This is a genomic window from Citrobacter sp. RHBSTW-00887, from assembly GCF_013728095.1.
In the GTDB taxonomy this organism is placed as follows: Bacteria; Pseudomonadota; Gammaproteobacteria; order Enterobacterales; family Enterobacteriaceae; genus Citrobacter; species Citrobacter braakii.
In genome coordinates this window covers 2,288,022-2,305,609 of the sequence record NZ_CP056267.1, presented here as the reverse complement: position 1 = coordinate 2,305,609, position 17,588 = coordinate 2,288,022, and the positions used below count along the sequence as shown (strand labels likewise).

Genomic DNA, 17,588 nt, shown 5'->3' with positions numbered 1-17,588 from the left:
GTTCAGACTATATACACAGTCGTTGCCAGTTTGCGGGCTAACCCTCTTGCCCCCTCGCGCATGACCGTGTTGTGATTCCAGCGAAATACAGGTGCTGCCAGCGGGGCAAGATAATTCATCCAGCGGATCGTGGTACGCACATTCCAGTCATATCTGACAATAGTCGCTGTACCATTGGCAGTAAAAGACCATACCCCTCGCCCTTCCACCGCGCCGCTGGCTTGTCCTTCAAGCAGTGTGCAAGGCCGTATTTTCAACACATTGATATCAAAGGTTAAGCGATAAGGAAGCGCCCCTTTCCAGGTATAACGATGCAACGCCCCAATACCCCGTAAATCCCCTTTCCTTATCTCAACGATGCGTTCCAGACTTCCCCACCATTCAGGCCACCTGTCCGGATGGGAAAAAACATCCCATACCTCCTGAATTGAAGCCTCAACCCGCCAGACTGTGGAAAACTGATAGTCAGCCATAGTGCAGGCTCCCTCAAGGCGTGAAAAAATTGACGGGGAAACGGGTGTTGATAACCATAGCATCCAGAAGAACAGTTTCTAATCGCTGCCCATCTGGCGCATAGCTGATCACTTTGGCAGGGAGTCCATGATAGTTATCCAGCCAGATGTCGTAGCGGTGAACGCCATCTACGGTCTGTTTTCCTGGCCCCATTACGGATATGTGTGTCGTCTCCCGTCCCGCAAGGCGCTCCTTAGCAACAACGGTAGTTGTTCCCTCGCGTTGCAGATGGCGAACATTGCCCAACAACACGCCGATATCAGAGCGATCCACCCGATGACCTCGCTCATCCTGGATCAATGAATTGGTGGGCGACAGGTGCAAAACGGGCAACGTACCCACACCAAATGGCCATAACGTCACTTTCCCGCTGACAGGATTAAAAATAAGCACCGCGCCTGAATGTGGCTGGGTAAAATCCATTCGCACGTAGCCGGGTTTTTGATAACTGTAGCGAATGATTTTATTTTCATCCCGCGCAGATGAGGATCGCATCATAACCTGGTAAGAGGTCATGTGATTGAATGACTGCTGCGACAATGCAACAGGATCCGCGCTCCTGGCGTACGGCGAAAATGGCCCTCCGTTTTCCGCCGGGGATACTGCAAAGCTAAAAATGAGCAATGCGGTGAACGCAACTCGCGGAGAAAATGAGACGCGCATAACCGCCCCCTGTATCGGTACTATCTGTAAACTGGAGTCATCAGCTGTCGACTGTTTTTATTATAGTTCTTAATTGTGCGCCACTCTTCTCCCGGCCCCTCAGACTCCGTACAGGCAACAGGCTTAAATTGTTTATTTTCTATTCAGATGAGATGAAGGTATAAGACTATACTTTAATAGCCATACTTTTAATGGGTATTAATCATGAAACTGCCACCGGTATTTTCATGCGCCGTCCTCGTATTGCTGCTGGCGTCATCGTCTGCCGCAGCCAGCGCGTTACAAAACCAAGCCGCAAGAGAGCAAGAGTTAAGCGCGGCACTTCTTGCAGGAAATGGCGTCATCATCATTGGCGGGACGGATGATTTCGCTTTCACATTCAGGGCACGTAACCAAATCCACAGACATTTGGCGATTCAGGATGGCATAAGCGATCCCATCATGATGAATGGTTTTCAGGACCACAACTATAATCCCGCCCGGGATGGCTTTATCAACAACCCAGCCCGGGGAAGGTTTATGTTTAATGCACCGATTCGTCGATAGATTGATTGGCAATGGGGGTGTGTAGCGGGCGGCTTAACGTATCTGGCAGGCTTACTTGACGCAAAATACCTATGGTTCGTCAAAAGCCGGCACAAAAAAACCACCCGTAGGTGGTTTCGCGACACTGCTTATTGCTTTGATTGTTCTATGAGGGTTATCAGCAAAGAGCAGGCACCGGTATGAAGTCAACAGGCACCCGATAATATTAAGCGGAAAGATTACTTAACCCGTTTCCCCGTTTCGTCAATGACCTTTTCGCCATCCTCTTTGGTAAAAGAGCCTTTCTGACCTTCAGGTAAAATATCCAGCACAATTTCTGAGGGACGACAAAGACGCGTGCCAAGCGGCGTCACTACAATCGGCCGATTAATCAGGATCGGATGCTGAATCATAAAATCGATCAACTGCTCATCAGAAAACTTATCTTCATCAAGACCAAGCTGCTCATAAGGTTCAACGTTCTTCCGCAGCAATGCGCGTACTGAAATGCCCATATCTGAAATCAGTTTGGTCAGTTCATCACGAGTCGGGGGCGTATCGAGATAATAAATAATAGTTGGTTCGTTACCGCTGTTACGGATCATCTCCAGCGTGTTACGTGAGGTGCCACAGGCCGGGTTGTGATAGATGGTAATGTTGCTCATATCAATATCTCATTACAAAGTGACAGAGAGCCGCCACGCCAGCGCGGCCAGAGTGACGAATAGCACGGGCAGAGTCATGATAATGCCGGTGCGGAAGTAATATCCCCAGGTGATGGTCATATTTTTCTGTGCCAACACATGAAGCCACAGCAGAGTTGCCAGACTGCCTATCGGGGTGATTTTAGGCCCTAAATCGCAGCCAATCACATTGGCATAAATCATGGCCTCTTTGACGACGCCGGTCGCAGCACTCCCGTCAATGGACAATGCACCAATCAGCACCGTCGGCATATTGTTCATCACAGACGACAGGAAGGCAGTCAGGAAGCCGGTACCGAACGAGGCAGCCCATAAACCTTTGTCTGCCAGCATATTGAGTACAGCAGAAAGATACTCGGTGAGTCCTGCATTACGCAGGCCGTAGACGACCATATACATACCCAGCGAGAAAATCACGATCTGCCAGGGCGCCCCGCGCAGCACTTTCCCGGTATTAATAGCGTGGCCACGCTTGGCTACCACGAACAGCACCGCAGCCCCAACTGCTGCTATCGCGCTTACAGGGATCCCCAGCGGCTCCAGAACAAAGAAACCGACCAGCAGGAACAGCAGAACAATCCAGCCCGCCCTGAAAGTCGCCGGATCTTTAATCGCACTGGCAGGCATCTTGAGCAGTGAAACGTCATAACTGGCCGGGATATCGCGGCGGAAGAAGAGATGGAGCATGACCAGCGTGGCAGCAATGGCCGCCAGGTTTACAGGGACCATCACGGAGGCATACTGTGTAAAGCCCAGGCTGAAGAAATCCGCCGAGACAATATTGACCAGGTTAGAGACAATCAGCGGCAGGCTGGCAGTATCTGCGATAAATCCTGCAGCCATGACAAAGGCCAGCGTCGTCGCCTGGCTGAACCCCAGGGCGAGCAGCATCGCAATCACAATCGGCGTCAGTATCAGGGCTGCACCGTCGTTAGCAAACAGCGCAGCAACAGCAGCGCCAAGCAGTATTATCCAGGTAAACAGCAGGCGACCACGCCCGTTACCCCAGCGGGAGACATGCAGCGCGGCCCATTCAAAGAAACCGGACTCATCGAGCAGCAGGCTGATGATAATCACCGCGATGAATGCCGCTGTTGCGTTCCAGACGATATTCCAGACTACGGGAATATCATCAATGTGGATGACCCCCGTCCCCAGTGCCAGTAAGGCTCCGATACTTGCGCTCCAGCCAATGCTGAGACCTCTGGGCTGCCAGATGACCAGGACCAGCGTCAGTATAAAAATACTCCCTGCCAAAAGCATTTTAGATTCCTTTATATATGATTATGTGTATGTGAAAAATTCTCTCAACAGGATGTGCAGGCTGATTTTTTCAGCCATTCACCCACATCTTTCCTCAGACACTGCCAGGACGTCGTGATCGTCTCAGCGGCCCACGCTGGCATGTGGGGAGACAGACGGTAGTGAATCCATTTGCCTTCCCGGCGGTCAAGCACCAGCTCTGCTTCACGCAGAATAGCCATGTGGCGAGAAATTTTAGGCTGTGATTCAGAGGTCGCCGCGCATATATCGCATACGCACAGTTCGCCGGATTCCCGGAGAAGCATAACAATGGCGAGACGGGTTTCATCCGACAGGATTTTAAAAAGCTGAACAGGCTGTAGCATTTTTTACTCCGTTCCCTTTAGAATACATATATGATAAATCATATGTATTGAATTTGAAATCACAGAGTCTCCCGGAGGAGTAAAAAATGGAACACTTTCCTGCACTGAATGCTGATTGCTTCGATCAGCAGATTGCTGAACGCCTGCAGCTCCAGGAGCCGCCACGCATACTGATCCTGTATGGCTCGGTAAGAGAGCGTTCTTACAGTCGTTTCGCCGCAGAAGAAGCGGGACGCCTGCTGACGGCGATGGGAGCGGAAGTAAGACTGTTTAACCCCTCAGGTTTACCCCTGCCGGATGATGCCCCAGATACGCACCCAAAAGTCACCGAGCTGCGCGAGCTGGTCAGATGGTGTGATGGGATGGTGTGGAGTTCCCCGGAGCGGCATGGGGCAATGAGTGCGGTGATGAAGGCACAGATCGACTGGATACCCTTAAGCGAAGGGGCCGTTCGCCCTTCACAGGGAAAAACACTGGCGGTGATGCAGGTCTGCGGCGGGTCGCAGTCGTTTAACGCCGTGAACCAGATGCGTATCCTTGGGCGCTGGATGAGGATGTTCACGATCCCTAACCAGTCCTCAGTAGCCAAAGCCTGGCAAGAATTCGATGAGAACGGGCGAATGAAACCTTCGTCCTGGTATGATCGTATCGTCGATGTCGCCGAGGAGTTGTTTAAAATCACGCTGCTGCTCAAGGGGCAAACCGATTACCTTGCCGATCGCTACAGCGAACGAAAAGAGAGCCATCAGGAGCTTTCATCCCGCGTCAATCAGGCGAAAATATAACGGCCTTTCTTTCTGAGCTCAAACTCAAAAACGTCCGCTTTTTGCTGGGCGTTCAATGCTGGATGCAACAATGTTAATTCTTTGCTGGCTGCGAACCGATAAGCCAGCTCCTTTTTGAAAATACTGTCTGAGCAATCTGTTCATATTTTCATATGAACCACGCAGCCAGGGTGATTGAGGATTACAGAAATAAATTTGGGAAGCCGCCCTTATCATCAGGCTCTTTGCGATACCTTTTCTTTATATTTACATATCCAAAACATCATAAAGTTAAGATTTTTTGGACGAATTAGGGTATGGTTGAAGTTCATCCACTCAAGGAAAAGCCTATGTCAGAACGTAAAGACTCTAAATCACGCCGCAACTATCTTGTCAAATGCACCTGCCCAAACTGTACCCAACAATCTGAACACAGTTTTTCAAGAGTACAAAAAGGTTCTCTTTTAATCTGTCCTCATTGCAATAAAGTATTCCAGACAAACCAAAAAGAAGCAGCCTGAATCCGTTTTAGACTCTATTTCTGGAACAGAATCACCACATCTGTATTTTAAGATTTATCAAGCTACAGATAATAGAAAACCCGCTGGCTGCGGGTTTAGTATTTTCATATTTAAAAAATAAAAATTATGGTGATATCTGGGAAAAGCTATCCCCTTGCGTACGTTGTCGTGCAAGGCAAGCGGTTAGACTTTTCGTACAGCGAACCTACACGTACTCACAATGGTCAGCATACTTTCTCATGCAAAAGAGAGATGAAATATGCTGACCGTTGCCCTGAATGCCGGATCAGTAACATTTCATCTCTACTGACCCAACAATACATCCATTGCTTCTGTCAGTATGTCTACTCAGGCTTTAGCCTTCTTCGTTATCGCATACAGACAAAAAAAGGATTTACTCTGTAATAACTACATTGCCAGCAACCGGACCTTTAGTACCATTCTCAATGGAGTAAGAGACTTTTTGCCCTTCAAACAAGGTGCGGAAATTATCGCTCTGGATAGCAGAAAAATGTACAAATAAATCTTTACTACCGTCAACAGGAGAAATAAAACCGAATCCCTTATCGGCATTAAACCATTTTACTAAACCATTCATCTTTTTTGACATTTTGTATTCCTTAATTTGGCCTTCCGGCGAACATGGTTTTATTACAGAAACTACTTAGTGCTTAGTGGGGAGACTCAAAGAAGGGATAAATATAAAACACCTGAAATGAGAACTGCTTTAGTAAACTACTTTGTATTTTGTCTGTTCTTCAAACCGACGCGACCATTAACGCACGGGCGTATATAATAATCAATGTTTATTTTAGCCATCCAGATCTCACGATTGCTGAAAAATATTTCTGGCATTATCCAGGGGTATGTGTATAGTGCAACACGTTATTAGCTTTAAGGAATTTTTTTGTCTCGTAAAATGACAGGAATTGTCAAAGCCTTTGACTGCAAGAGCGGTAAAGGCCTTATCTCCCCCTCCGATGGTCGCAAAGATGTACAGCTTCACATTTCAGCCCTAAGTCTCCGTGACTCAGAAGTACTCATCCCCGGATTACGCGTTGAGTTTTGTCGAATAAATGGTCTTCGAGGCCCCTCGGCTGCGAACGTTTATCTCTCATGACCTGTAGCCGCCCCTCCTGACTTCTGGAATCATAAAAGAGAATTTCAAAACAGGGAGAGTTTCATATGTATCAGAAAATCTATCTCAACGACTGGCTGACGGGCCTTAAGAGCTCATGCTGCACGCTGATAGTGACTCTGCTTGTTTTCATCTAACCTGTTAGTTCAAGACCGGTAAGAGATGCAATAGCGTTGGCGTACCTGTGTTGAGCCCGTCAGGGTGATATGTTTGCGTTACACCCCAAATGCCTTTAATGCACAAAGGATGAAAGCCAGGGGATTTCTGAGCTTGAAGGTTCGCTGAGCGAGAAGCGAGAAATTTCAGGCACAAAAAAACCACCCGTAGGTGGTTTCACGACACTGCTTATTGCTTTGATTATTCTATTCTTTCCCATGGTACCCGGAGTGGGACTTGAACCCACACAGCGCGAACGCCGAGGGATTTTAAATTCTACGCAGGATCAGTGATCCTACCCACGTAATATGGACACAGGCCTAAGCGAGGTTCTTGTTTTCAAATTGTTCCGGACTGAGGCCGCCACACCAACTGTGCCGCCGCCACCGATTGTAATCACATTCGATATAATTAAACACCGTTGCCCGCATTATTTCCCGGCTGATAAAGTGTTCTCCATGGATACATTCCACTTTCAGCGAATGAAAGAAGCTTTCCACGCAGGCATTATCGTAGCAGCAACCTTTTGCGCTCATACTTCCACGCAGATTATGCCGCTTCAGTTGCGCCTGATAATCTGCTGAACAGTACTGGCCTCCACGGTCCGTGTGAACGATAACGTTCCGGGGCCTCTTACGCCGCCACAGCGCCATCTGCAGGGCATCGCAGGCCAGTTGCGCCGTCATGCGTGGCGACATTGACCAGCCAATAACGGCACGTGACCACAGGTCAATGACCACTGCCAGATACAGCCAGCCTTCATCTGTACGTAAGTACGTGATGTCTCCTGCCCACTTCTGGTTCGGGCCACTGGCGTAAAAATCCTGCTCCAACAGATTTTCTGACACAGGCAGGCCGTGTGCGCGGTAGCTGACCGGGCTGAACTTCCGGGAGGCCTTTGCCCTCAGTCCCTGACGGCGCAGGCTTGCCGCCACGGTTTTTACGTTAAAGGGGTAACCCTGAGCACGCAGTTCATCCGTCAGGCGTGGGGCACCGTAACGCTGTTTTGACCGGGTAAAAGCCGCGAGGACAACGCTGTCGCAGTGTTGGCGGAACTGCTGACGCGTGCTTATCCTTGTCCGCCGCTGACACCACGTATACCAGCCGCTGCGGGCCACCCGGAGCACGCGGCACATTGCTTTGATGCTGAACTCAGCCTGATGTTTTTCAATAAAGACATACTTCATTTCAGGCGCTTCGCGAAGTATGTCGCGGCCTTTTGGAGGATAGCCAGCTCTTCATCCCGTTCTGCCAGCTGGCGTTTGAGACGTGCAATCTCGGTAGACATCTCCAGTTCACGTTCAGAAGACGTCTGCTGATTTTGCTGTTTACTGCGCCAGTTGTAGAGCTGTGATTCATACAGGCTGAGTTCACGGGCTGCGGCAGTAACACCGATGCGTTCAGCAAGCTTCAGGGCTTCACTGCGAAATTCAGGCGAATGCTGTTTACGGGGTTTTTTACTGGTTGATACTGTTTTTGTCATGTGAGTCACCTCTGACTGAGAGTTTACTCACTTAGCCGCGTGTCCACTATTGCTGGGTAAGATCACAATGTGTTACATAGCAGTGTATTGCGAAACTTTGCTGTAGTTGTCCTTCTACTTGACTGTAATTGGCAGTAAATAGATAGACTTGGATTACGCTGAGCACAGAATCAGCACATAGCTTAAACTCACCGTGTGTCACGTTGTATCTGACCACACGGTGGTTTCGTGTTATTCCTACTCGCTTTCGCTCAGACAATAAAAGTACTAACAAAGAATTGATTGGAAGTACCAACTACAAGAATTACTTCTCAATAGATTATTCAAAGTCTCTTGTAGTCGCCACGCAGTGAACCGCCGAAGGTGTGAACGAGTCGCCCCCCGCTACTGGGAGAAACTAAAGTAATCCCTATTGATTCTCATGTACCTCATGCGAAATTCTAATATGTACTAAAAAGGAGAGCCGGAAGGGAAAGAGCAATAACCTATTGAACTATTACCATTCTTTATCTGGTATGATAAGATTTTGACTTTAGTACTACACACATATGGAATAGTAACGCATGAAAAATAATATACCTCTAATTGTTTTAGGTACCACATTATTATCTGGCTGTGCTCCGGGTAGTGTTGCTCCAAAAGTCACAACTCAAGAATATGTGGAACCAATGGTTGGTACAACTAACAAAGCATACATGGGTGATCACATTATAAGGTCAGCTACTGGGTATAAAACTGAATTACTCAAACTTGGTAACGCGTCAGGGTCACTATCGGAAATTAAAGAAGGGACATATTGCCATACCGGAAACAATGTTTATGTAAATCCGATTGATAAGAATTCAATTGGACTTAAAAACTTATATGGCGTAGTTGTTAACTCAGTAAACTATGTAACATATGATAAAGCGAAAAATACAATATCACCGCCTAATGGTACAACATACAATTCGAGTGAAATCTCAATACAATATGTACCAAATGGATTATGTATGGTTAGTGATTCATTTGTAAAGACGATAGAGTATAATGGAAAGTCAGGGAACACATTAAAATTCACATATCGTGAATTCTCTAATAATATGGCGAGATCTGCATATACAACAGACTTTACTTTTGACCTTACTGAAGGAACAAAAGTTGTCGCATATAAAGGTGCTAAAATTAGAATTAACGAGGCAAATAATTCTCTTATAGACTATACAATTGTAAGTGGATTCGATTCAAGAAAAGAATTTTAAGTGTAAATTCTTTGTTCCCCTTTGTTGGTTAAGGGGAACAAATTGTTTGAGTATCATATGTTGATAATATAGCGTATTAGTATGGAATTAAAAATAATCTAGAGTTAATTGCATAGAGATATATTAGATGCGAAATAGCACATACAAACTAGAAAGTAACATATCGATAATAACATTAATCACATTTATGTCATATGCGACATATGTATTTTATAAACTCGGCAACTCTGTTTATTATGGATATCCAATAAGTTTAATATGGATAGATTTCAATTCATTAGTATTAACCCTTGTGCAGAATGCAATTATAATAATTGCAGTTTTTTTGTTGTTAAGAAATGCATATAGAAGTTCGAATACTTTATTTCATCATATTACTATAATTAGTGCTGGAATGATGGCACCTATGCTAATATTGGGTGACATATTATTAGAATGGAAATTCTTTATCATAAACCTGATTTTATTTGTATCAATATTCTTACTAAACAGTTGTCTTAAAAAAATATTCCAGGAAAAATCTAAATCATTTTTTTTCGAAATGGGCTGCATGGACTTTAATAACTTATTTCTTCTTGGCTTTCTATATAGGTAATTATACACCAAATATTTTCAACCACATATATACAGGTGAAGATGAAATAATAATTAGTACAAATGGAAGTGAGGCTCTATTGCTTTCCTGTGATATTGAAGGTAATAAAACAATAAAAATAAAATCTATCTTAGATAAGAAGATACATAGTAAAAGCAACGATATCCTAAATAGCTGCGCGGAATAGTAGATCACTGAAAGGGAACTCAGCCCGGATTGTGCGATCTGATCAATCGCCAAACCAACCAAAATCACCAACCGGACTGAGCGATGCCGATCATAGTACCAATACCCCGTGGCGAACGACGCCTGATGCAGAAAGCTATTCATAAAACGCGTGATAAAAATCATGCCCGCAGACTCACGGCCATGCTGATGCTTCATCGGGGTGAACGGGTCAGCGATGTTGCCAGAACTCTCTGTTGTGCCCGTTCATCCGTTGGTCGCTGGATTAACTGGTTTACGCACTCAGGTATTGAAGGCCTGAAATCCTTACCCGCAGGGCGCTCCCGACGCTGGCCTTTTGAACATATCTGCACCCTGTTACGTGAGCTGATAAAGCATTCTCCCGGCGATTTTGGTTATCAACGTTCACGCTGGAGCACCGAATTACTGGCAATAAAAATCAATGAGATAACCGGTTGCCAGTTACATGCAGGAACCGTTCGCCGCTGGTTGCCATCTGCGGGGCTTGTATGGCGCAGGGCCGCGCCAACTCTGCGTATCCGTGACCCACATAAAGATGAAAAGATGGCGGTAATCCACAAAGCGCTGGATGAATGCAGCGTAGAGCATCCGGTATTTTATGAAGATGAAGTGGATATCCACCTTAATCCTAAAATCGGTGCGGACTGGCAGTTGCGCGGACAGCAGAAACGGGTAGTGACGCCGGGGCAGAACGAAAAATACTATCTGGCCGGCGCACTGCACAGTGGCACGGGTAAAGTCAGCTACGTGGGCGGCAACAGCAAAAGTTCAGCGCTGTTTATCGCTCTGCTGAAGCACCTGAAAGCCACTTACCGGCGGGCGAAAACAATCACGCTGATCGTTGATAACTACATTATCCATAAAAGCCGCGAAACACAGCGCTGGTTGAAAGCAAATCCCAAGTTCAGGGTAATTTACCAGCCGGTTTACTCGCCGTGGGTGAATCATGTGGAACGGCTATGGCAGGCACTTCATGACACGATAACCCGTAATCATCAGTGCCGCTCAATGTGGCAGTTACTGAAAAAGGTCCGCCATTTTATGGAAACCGCCAGCCCATTCCCCGGAGGAAAACATGGTCAGGCAAAAGTGTAGCGGTATTAGGCGCAGCTATTTAGACGTAAATATGAAAATGCGTTAAATCAGAAAAGCGCGTTAAAGGCCGAGCGAATATAGCAAAAAGTTATATCGGCAAACTCTACGCATTGGCACAATAGGCGAAAAGTAAAAACCTAACCCCAGATGAACGCTACCAACTTCGACAAGAAAAAGTATTGCCTATCTTAGCAAAGTTCAAAGCTTGGCTCGATTCTGTATTCCAACTTATTGATTACAATTAAAAACTGAATGACAATCTAAAAATTAAAGAACCATATTCATAGCCAAGAATCCGACACCTCCAGCCAACACCAAGATACCTAAAACAACTATGGTTCGTAGCCCGCTTATCGATCTTTGCTGAGACTCCACCGCTGCCTCTAACTTGCTTTTCAATTCCGCTAATTGTTTAGCAATGCGGCTATCAATTGCTGTGCAGCCTTGTTCAAACTGATCAGGTGTTACAAACTTCAAGGCTGCAACCTCACGCCTTAGTTTCAACTGTTCATCTTTGATCTGGCCTAGAAGATCATTCAGTGACGTAAGGCGACCGTCAAACTCTTCAAATTTATTCGAGTTCTTCGTAACCAATTCAGCCTGTTCATAAGCTAGACTTGCGAGCGTTGATTTCGCTGCCTCTATCTCAGTTCTTGCATCGTTGACGGCGCTCAACAGGCCATTAAACTCTGCCACTTGCGTCGATTGCTCTTCGAGTGAATCGATTACCCGGTGTAGTTTCTGTATGTCATTCACCAATTAATCCCCTTGTATAGGCTGGTAAGTTTTTCAAGTCTAATTGCTAGTGGAGCTAACAAAGTGTGATAGGAGAACGGATCTCCTAGCTCTTCATTTACCTCCTCAAGAAAATCCAAATCTTCAAATTTCTCATGGACCAAACGAGCAAAGCGGCTTCGCGCATTTTCAGAGAACATTGGCTTTAGCTGCATAGTTTTTCGGACCAGCTCTAGTGCTTCATCCCTATTATCACTGATCAACCGATCAAATGACGATGCCATTCTTCGCTCTCCATCTGCATCATCAAACTCATCGGAAGCTAGTCGCAGCACACCACTCAAGTAGTTCAAGAATGCATTATCTTTGTATGACTCTAGGAATCGAGAAATCTGACCTCGTAGGATCGTCATCTTCTCGCTGCCTACTAGATGTTCCGTGCCCTCTTCTTCATCAGTTTCAAAAAAAACTGATGGCCATAACTTCGCCGATGCAGAATTCTCAGCCATATAGAGCAAAAGTTGGCTCGACTTGTCGTGTCTGAAATAACCCTCCAACTTCTCCTTAAATTCTTTGCCATCCATCCTGCCTTCAGCAAATGAACTACAGTGTTCATAAACGTTCTTCTGTGACTGGCGGCGGTTGTAGACAAAATGGTCATAGGACCAAAGTAAAAGAACAAGAAAGATAAATTGCGATTTATCGATAGACCCTTTTCTCAGCTTGTCGCAGAGAATTTTGTAGTACTGGTTATCACTACTGAACACATCAGCGAGCTTAAACTCAGGATCATACTTTCTGACGGTATGCTCAATTTTCTTTTCCAGGCCTTCTTCCGATAGGCACTGGAACTCGACATAGAGCGTTCCATTAAAAAAGTCTTCGATTACCCAGTCAGAGACAATACCTAATTGAGAAAGACGGTAGATAGCCTTTTCCAATTTAAACTTTTCCGTACCAAACTGCCTGGCAGTAATGATCACCGTGTTGTGTTCCTGATTGTACTTAAAGAATTCGTATACATTTGCCATCAACTTGAACTCATCATTGATTGTGTCCAAGCCGTTTGTCATCAGGAATAGATTTGTGTTCAGGTCGCTATCGCGACTCAATGACTTCACGTACTCCTTCAGATCTTTGACGTTCGTGCTAGCGTCCCAAATCTTGTCGAGAATAGCTGAATTGGGCTCTTTTGTGAGAAGCACATAGCAATCTGCGGGTACTTCCTTGAATAGTTTTTTATCTCGCCCGGCCCTGCCTGCTTCCTGATACAAGGCCTCCATCGACCCAGGTATTCCGAAGTGAATCGTATAGGCAATATTCCCCTTATTCACGCCCATTCCGAATGCCTTAGTGGCAGTAAGTAGGCGGTATTTATTTTCTTTAAATTCGTCTTGAACTTGGCGCTTATACCTATCGAAAGCCTCTCCCTGCAATCCACCCATTTTCGGAGCCGACCCCGAAAAATATCTAACATCCATCTTCAAGAGTGTTGAAATTCGGCCCGCTAAGCTATGACAACCCTTAGCTCCGTTGACGGTAGGTGTGAATATGATCCCCGCCTTATTGCCGTCTTCCCGATCGGAATTCCATTTACCCTCCATTTCAGAAACAAGCTTGACGACTGCATCACCTTTAAGGCCTTTATCGTCGATAACGTGGAATGAGAGTTCCTCGCGAGTGAAGTCCATTGGGGTACGGACAAAATCATCGGGGATATCAAACTCTGTTTGAATATCCTTTAAGACGTTAACTGATGCTGTTGCCGTTAGGCCTATATAACTTGCACTAGGAGCAAACCGTTCGATTGTATTTGCTAGGTTCAGATAAGAAGTCCTGAAATCATGTCCCCACTCAGACAAACAGTGAGCTTCATCGATCACCGCGTAGGCAAATGAGAGATCTAGTCCGATAGCCAACATCTCTTTTCTAAACGCATGGGTTTGGAATCGCTCAGGCGATATGAAAACGAAGAAGTACTTACCACGTCCGAAATCTCTCTGAACTTTGGCCTTCTCTCCTGCCTTCAAATCACTTGTAATAAAATTGCTTCGAGTGAAGCCGATGCTATCCAAATCTGCTTTCTGGTCATACATCAAACTTTTTATCGGGCACACGACAAAGCTAACGGCTGGTTGCAGGACCGCTGACAGCTGGTAACAAATCGACTTACCCGAACCTGTAGGCAGCAATCCTATTGTGCCGTTTTTCGAAAGTGCAGATCCTATGATACCAACCTGCCCTTCCCTGAAATCTACATCCTCTAGGTATGGTAGAAACAGGTTGCTGAGGAAGTATCTCAGCGACTCTCGCTGCTCGCTGCCTGGGCTAAGATCTAGCTTGTAGGTAATGGGGTTACTACATGAAAGCTCGAAAAAGTCATAGTCAATCAATTGACTGGTTTCTATTGAAACAGCATCAGAATCTTCGAAGTTTCGATAGAAATCGAAGTAATCCGTACGTGAATATATGACGTCTTGGTTAACTTGAAAGGAATCGTCATAACGCTCCAGTAAGCTGAAGTCGATGAATATATTTTCACCAGACCGTTCGCTCGGAAGCTCATCTGATTCGATCAGCGCAACCTCAATTCGCTTTTCTTCAATGCCGATGAGACGAAAGATATTCGATAACAAATCGTTCAGGTCGTCCAGTGCCGCTTCAGCAAAATCAGTTCCATCACGATTGACTATGAATAGTTTTTTCAACTCCCCTAGTCTGATCTGACCTCGTTCAAGAAGCTCTAATAACAGTATCTGGAAACGCAACGCCGAGGTCAGCCTCAATCGCGAGTCAGTAACATCGACTCCATTTTCATAAGCCTCTTGGTAATTCAATAAAGAAATACCATTAGGAGGCGTTAGGACACCATTTCGCTCTAGACTATCAACGATCTGAATTTGAGAAATAATCGAATTTATCTTACTGATAAATGACTGATTCTCAGATGCCACTTCTTGAACAGTGAAACGAACTGTCTTCAGTCCCAAGGTTTCAGTAAACGCATCCCTCATCTCATCTAAATGCTGAGAATTTTGGTGCTGTTGACCATCTATCTCAATAATTAAACCAACTTGAGGAATGTAAAAATCTACCTGTCGGTTCTGGAATTGTTCAACGTAGACCTGAGTCATATCGTAAATCTGAACTTCAGGGAGCATTAGTTGTTTTACAAAAATGTACTCACCGAAATACTTTGGAATCAGCTCATCAAAAAACCTTTTCGCTGGGTAGTACCCAGAATGCTTGTTGCCTCGAATCAATCTATTCCAAAAAACTGGCTTATCTGACACAAGAGCCTGAGCTGATGTATTAAGACCGCTCTTCTCCAGTTCAATGCCAAATGCCTTCCTCAGTTTCCGCGAGGCTATTGTTGGCTTCCCTCTCTGAAGCATATTCTTAAGAACTTGAATTGCTGCAAATAGCTGTCCAGACGCCGTTTCAGACGAGATAGAATACTGGAGAAGATTGTGGAAAATGAAGTTATGGTTGGTTCTCGCGTAGTTAGCAGAAAACTTCTTGCTTACAAGCCTGCTACTAGACTTCGACCTGACATGTCTAGATAGTTCACTTTCGTCCGCCAGCGAGTCGATGATTGGGTTGTACAAATCTGAAAACAGTTGGTTATTGTGTTGTTGTTCTTGGCTGTCAGTGCCTAGCTCCAATCTATAGAGAGTTTTAACCAACGTAAAAATGTAAATACTTGAATTCGGAAAAGCTTGAGATAGACAGCGTGTTATCTCATCAGTTGTAGCCCCCGAAGTTAATACGTCGTCAACGATCAGAAATGTCGGATTTGAATTAGCTTCTATTGAATCAAAATCGGCTTTATAGGCACCTCTGACCTGGTGGAGTCTTTGTGTTGCAGTGCAATTAGTCGATTTATCTAATACGTGATCTTTCTCTAATATCTTAGGTTGGTAAGAAGCCCCTAAAGCAACAGCCAGCGATTTGCCCAAGGTATCTAATGCTTTATCGCCATCTTCAGCCCTAAGCTCAGCGTGACCTAACGCTCGAACAACTATATCTATGGCTGGGAATGAAGGAGCTAGCTCAACAGTCTTGTTAACCCAGCGGCGAACAGAAGTATTCTTGTTATCTTTGAAAGACCAAACTTCCTGTTTGATACCATCTAAATAGAATCCCAGATGAAGTTTATTCCCAGATTGTATTAACTCAGAACGTCCAGTTCTTGCGGAGCTCCGCGTCGAGTTTTTTCCAATAAGCTCGGTGAGACCGCTTATTCCCTTATGTGACGAATCGATCTCCGAGGCAGAACCCCAATCTACTGAGAAAAACTCAACTCCTGCATTGGAAGCAGCGTCTCGATCTAGGTTACTATCTCCTAAATAAATTGACTCGTCGGCGCTAACACCGAAGTACTCGAGAATACGAGTAACGCCCTCAGGGCTCGGCTTATGCTGAGTTACATCATGGTAGGCTACTACATAATCAACAGTGATACTGAAGTGTTTGAGTAGCCCCTGAACGTAGTTCGAAGGCGCATTCGAGAAGATAGCAACCTTGATTCCAACCGACCGAGCCGTTGTAACAAGGCCGACAACGTCCTGATAGATGACACAACCATTAAAGTACCTGGGTATGTCTCTCCATCGGCCAGCTGACCGAAGTGGTTCGAGGCTTGATGTATCAATAAGCGTGTCATCAAGATCGAGGACGATGACCTTTATCACAGCAGGCCACCTTTTGCTTTCAACGACCTAAATGAACTCGCGATATCTTCTAATTGAAGACGAATATCTTCATAAGATTCGCTCGTGTAGGGTATCGCCCTCCCTTCGTTAACTAGCTGTTGAGTTCCTGAAATTGCCTTGATAGTAAGATCTGGATACTTAGCTTTATGTGCGTCAGGAACGAAGACAGGACGCATCATAGAGATAGCAGATTTGACTGCGTGCATCGTCCCACCATCTATCGAAGTTTCAATAGCAAAGACGGCAGTAGATAAACCTGCTTGTATCCTGTCTCGCTTAGCAAAGAACGCAGGTATTGCTTTGGTTCCTGGTGCATTCTCTGCAACTAGAAGTCCGCCCTCGTCCAATATTTCCTTAGCGAGTTCCCGATTACTTGCGGGAGAAATAGACTCCACATCGACAAGAACAGAAATCGTTGGTGTTTTGGCGTCTAATGCCGCGCGATGAGCAATTGTATCGATACCCAGTGCAAGTCCACTGACTATCGTGAAGCCATAAGTCGCAAACTTTTGAATAGTTTTAATCGTTATGGTTTCCCCCTTGGGGGTGTTTTCACGAGTGCCTACAACCGCTAATGAAAGCCTATTATCTAAGAGGTTCAGATTGCCTTTGCAGTATAGAAAAGGAGGAGGTTTCGGGAGACCGTATAACGCAATTGGATAGGTTTTCGTACCGAAGAGAACAATCTCAACACCTTTATTTTTGAACGAATCAATCTCAGCTTGTACTTCGACCCTGAGAGCTTGGAAGTTCGCAGTATCTAAGAAGCTTTCGAGAGTTGCTCGAGATTTACCGTTTGATATTTTTAGATTGGAGGAGTGGTGTGCCAGTTCTTCGAGTGTTGCCACTCCGCTATACGCTGAAAACTTTAAGATGGACAGAACAGTTTCATCACCAACGTTCAT

General features: G+C 45.5%; 17 protein-coding genes and 1 pseudogene. 7 read left to right on the top strand and 11 right to left on the bottom strand.

Going from position 1 to position 17,588, the window contains the following annotated elements; translation table 11 throughout:
• Nucleotides 1–2: 2 nt before the first annotated feature.
• Nucleotides 3–473 (bottom strand): SRPBCC family protein, encoded by a 471-nt coding sequence (locus tag HV314_RS10965; protein ID WP_080858831.1) that lies wholly within the window; start codon nucleotides 471–473, stop codon nucleotides 3–5.
• 13 nt (nucleotides 474–486) lie between these two features.
• Nucleotides 487–1,176, bottom strand: coding sequence for a LolA family protein (locus HV314_RS10960; RefSeq protein ID WP_181548000.1), 690 nt, complete (start codon nucleotides 1,174–1,176; stop codon nucleotides 487–489).
• 204 nt (nucleotides 1,177–1,380) lie between these two features.
• Between HV314_RS10960 and HV314_RS10955 the strand changes: the two genes are divergently transcribed.
• The gene (locus HV314_RS10955) at nucleotides 1,381–1,722 is read left to right on the top strand and encodes a hypothetical protein (protein WP_181547999.1); all 342 of its coding nucleotides are present in this window, start codon (nucleotides 1,381–1,383) and stop codon (nucleotides 1,720–1,722) included.
• 218 nt (nucleotides 1,723–1,940) lie between these two features.
• On the opposite strand, the gene arsC is transcribed toward HV314_RS10955, so the two are convergent.
• Genes arsC through HV314_RS10940 form a run of 3 tightly spaced genes read right to left on the bottom strand, consistent with a single transcriptional unit; the run spans nucleotide 1,941 to nucleotide 4,033 of the window.
• On the bottom strand, nucleotides 1,941–2,366 hold the full coding sequence (gene arsC, locus HV314_RS10950) for a glutaredoxin-dependent arsenate reductase (RefSeq protein WP_019077061.1): 426 nt from the start codon (nucleotides 2,364–2,366) through the stop codon (nucleotides 1,941–1,943).
• 12 nt (nucleotides 2,367–2,378) lie between these two features.
• On the bottom strand, nucleotides 2,379–3,668 hold the full coding sequence (locus tag HV314_RS10945) for an arsenic transporter (RefSeq protein ID WP_181547998.1): 1,290 nt from the start codon (nucleotides 3,666–3,668) through the stop codon (nucleotides 2,379–2,381).
• Between the two features lie 44 nt (nucleotides 3,669–3,712).
• Nucleotides 3,713–4,033, bottom strand: coding sequence for a transcriptional regulator (locus HV314_RS10940; protein ID WP_016153468.1), 321 nt, complete (start codon nucleotides 4,031–4,033; stop codon nucleotides 3,713–3,715).
• An 86-nt stretch (nucleotides 4,034–4,119) separates the two neighbouring features.
• On the opposite strand from HV314_RS10940, the gene arsH reads away from it, so the two are divergent.
• Nucleotides 4,120–4,818 (top strand): arsenical resistance protein ArsH, encoded by a 699-nt coding sequence (gene arsH, locus HV314_RS10935; RefSeq protein ID WP_016153469.1) that lies wholly within the window; start codon nucleotides 4,120–4,122, stop codon nucleotides 4,816–4,818.
• A 24-nt stretch (nucleotides 4,819–4,842) separates the two neighbouring features.
• On the opposite strand, the pseudogene HV314_RS27355 reads toward arsH, so the two are convergent.
• Nucleotides 4,843–5,016 (bottom strand): annotated as a pseudogene (locus tag HV314_RS27355) (IS30 family transposase); the annotation flags it as partial.
• A 131-nt stretch (nucleotides 5,017–5,147) separates the two neighbouring features.
• On the opposite strand from HV314_RS27355, the gene HV314_RS10930 reads away from it, so the two are divergent.
• Nucleotides 5,148–5,318, top strand: coding sequence for a YnfU family zinc-binding protein (locus tag HV314_RS10930; RefSeq protein WP_162835200.1), 171 nt, complete (start codon nucleotides 5,148–5,150; stop codon nucleotides 5,316–5,318).
• Nucleotides 5,319–5,712: 394 nt separating this feature from the next.
• Here the strand turns inward: HV314_RS10930 and cspA are convergent, their stop codons facing one another.
• Nucleotides 5,713–5,928: an RNA chaperone/antiterminator CspA gene (gene cspA / locus HV314_RS10925; RefSeq protein WP_016153470.1), complete on the bottom strand. Its 216-nt coding sequence runs from the start codon at nucleotides 5,926–5,928 to the stop codon at nucleotides 5,713–5,715.
• Nucleotides 5,929–6,225: 297 nt separating this feature from the next.
• Here cspA and cspH point away from each other — a divergent pair, with 297 nt between their 5' ends.
• Nucleotides 6,226–6,438, top strand: coding sequence for a cold shock-like protein CspH (gene cspH / locus HV314_RS10920; protein ID WP_049040548.1), 213 nt, complete (start codon nucleotides 6,226–6,228; stop codon nucleotides 6,436–6,438).
• Between the two features lie 65 nt (nucleotides 6,439–6,503).
• The gene (locus tag HV314_RS27590) at nucleotides 6,504–6,593 is read left to right on the top strand and encodes a hypothetical protein (protein WP_016153471.1); all 90 of its coding nucleotides are present in this window, start codon (nucleotides 6,504–6,506) and stop codon (nucleotides 6,591–6,593) included.
• 339 nt (nucleotides 6,594–6,932) lie between these two features.
• Here the strand turns inward: HV314_RS27590 and HV314_RS10915 are convergent.
• A protein-coding gene (locus HV314_RS10915) for an IS3-like element IS3 family transposase (RefSeq protein ID WP_085947771.1) occupies nucleotides 6,933–8,095 on the bottom strand; the annotation gives its coding sequence in 2 pieces (ribosomal slippage) (nucleotides 6,933–7,834 and nucleotides 7,834–8,095; 1,164 coding nt in all).
• Between the two features lie 563 nt (nucleotides 8,096–8,658).
• Here HV314_RS10915 and HV314_RS10910 point away from each other — a divergent pair.
• Nucleotides 8,659–9,336, top strand: coding sequence for a hypothetical protein (locus tag HV314_RS10910; RefSeq protein WP_126297004.1), 678 nt, complete (start codon nucleotides 8,659–8,661; stop codon nucleotides 9,334–9,336).
• A gap of 865 nt (nucleotides 9,337–10,201) precedes the next feature.
• The gene (locus tag HV314_RS10905; RefSeq protein ID WP_163448380.1) at nucleotides 10,202–11,233 is read left to right on the top strand and encodes an IS630-like element ISEc33 family transposase; all 1,032 of its coding nucleotides are present in this window, start codon (nucleotides 10,202–10,204) and stop codon (nucleotides 11,231–11,233) included.
• Between the two features lie 267 nt (nucleotides 11,234–11,500).
• Here HV314_RS10905 and HV314_RS10900 read toward each other — a convergent pair whose 3' ends face one another.
• Genes HV314_RS10900 through HV314_RS10890 form a run of 3 tightly spaced genes read right to left on the bottom strand, consistent with a single transcriptional unit; the run spans nucleotide 11,501 to nucleotide 17,588 of the window.
• Nucleotides 11,501–11,989, bottom strand: coding sequence for a hypothetical protein (locus tag HV314_RS10900; protein ID WP_032469931.1), 489 nt, complete (start codon nucleotides 11,987–11,989; stop codon nucleotides 11,501–11,503).
• Nucleotides 11,986–16,662, bottom strand: a complete 4,677-nt coding sequence (locus HV314_RS10895; protein WP_181547997.1) for a RecQ family ATP-dependent DNA helicase — start codon at nucleotides 16,660–16,662, stop codon at nucleotides 11,986–11,988. The genes HV314_RS10900 and HV314_RS10895 overlap by 4 nt, the downstream gene beginning before the upstream one ends.
• The gene (locus HV314_RS10890; protein WP_045896958.1) at nucleotides 16,659–17,588 is read right to left on the bottom strand and encodes a DNA-processing protein DprA; all 930 of its coding nucleotides are present in this window, start codon (nucleotides 17,586–17,588) and stop codon (nucleotides 16,659–16,661) included. Before HV314_RS10890 ends, HV314_RS10895 begins: the two co-directional genes overlap by 4 nt.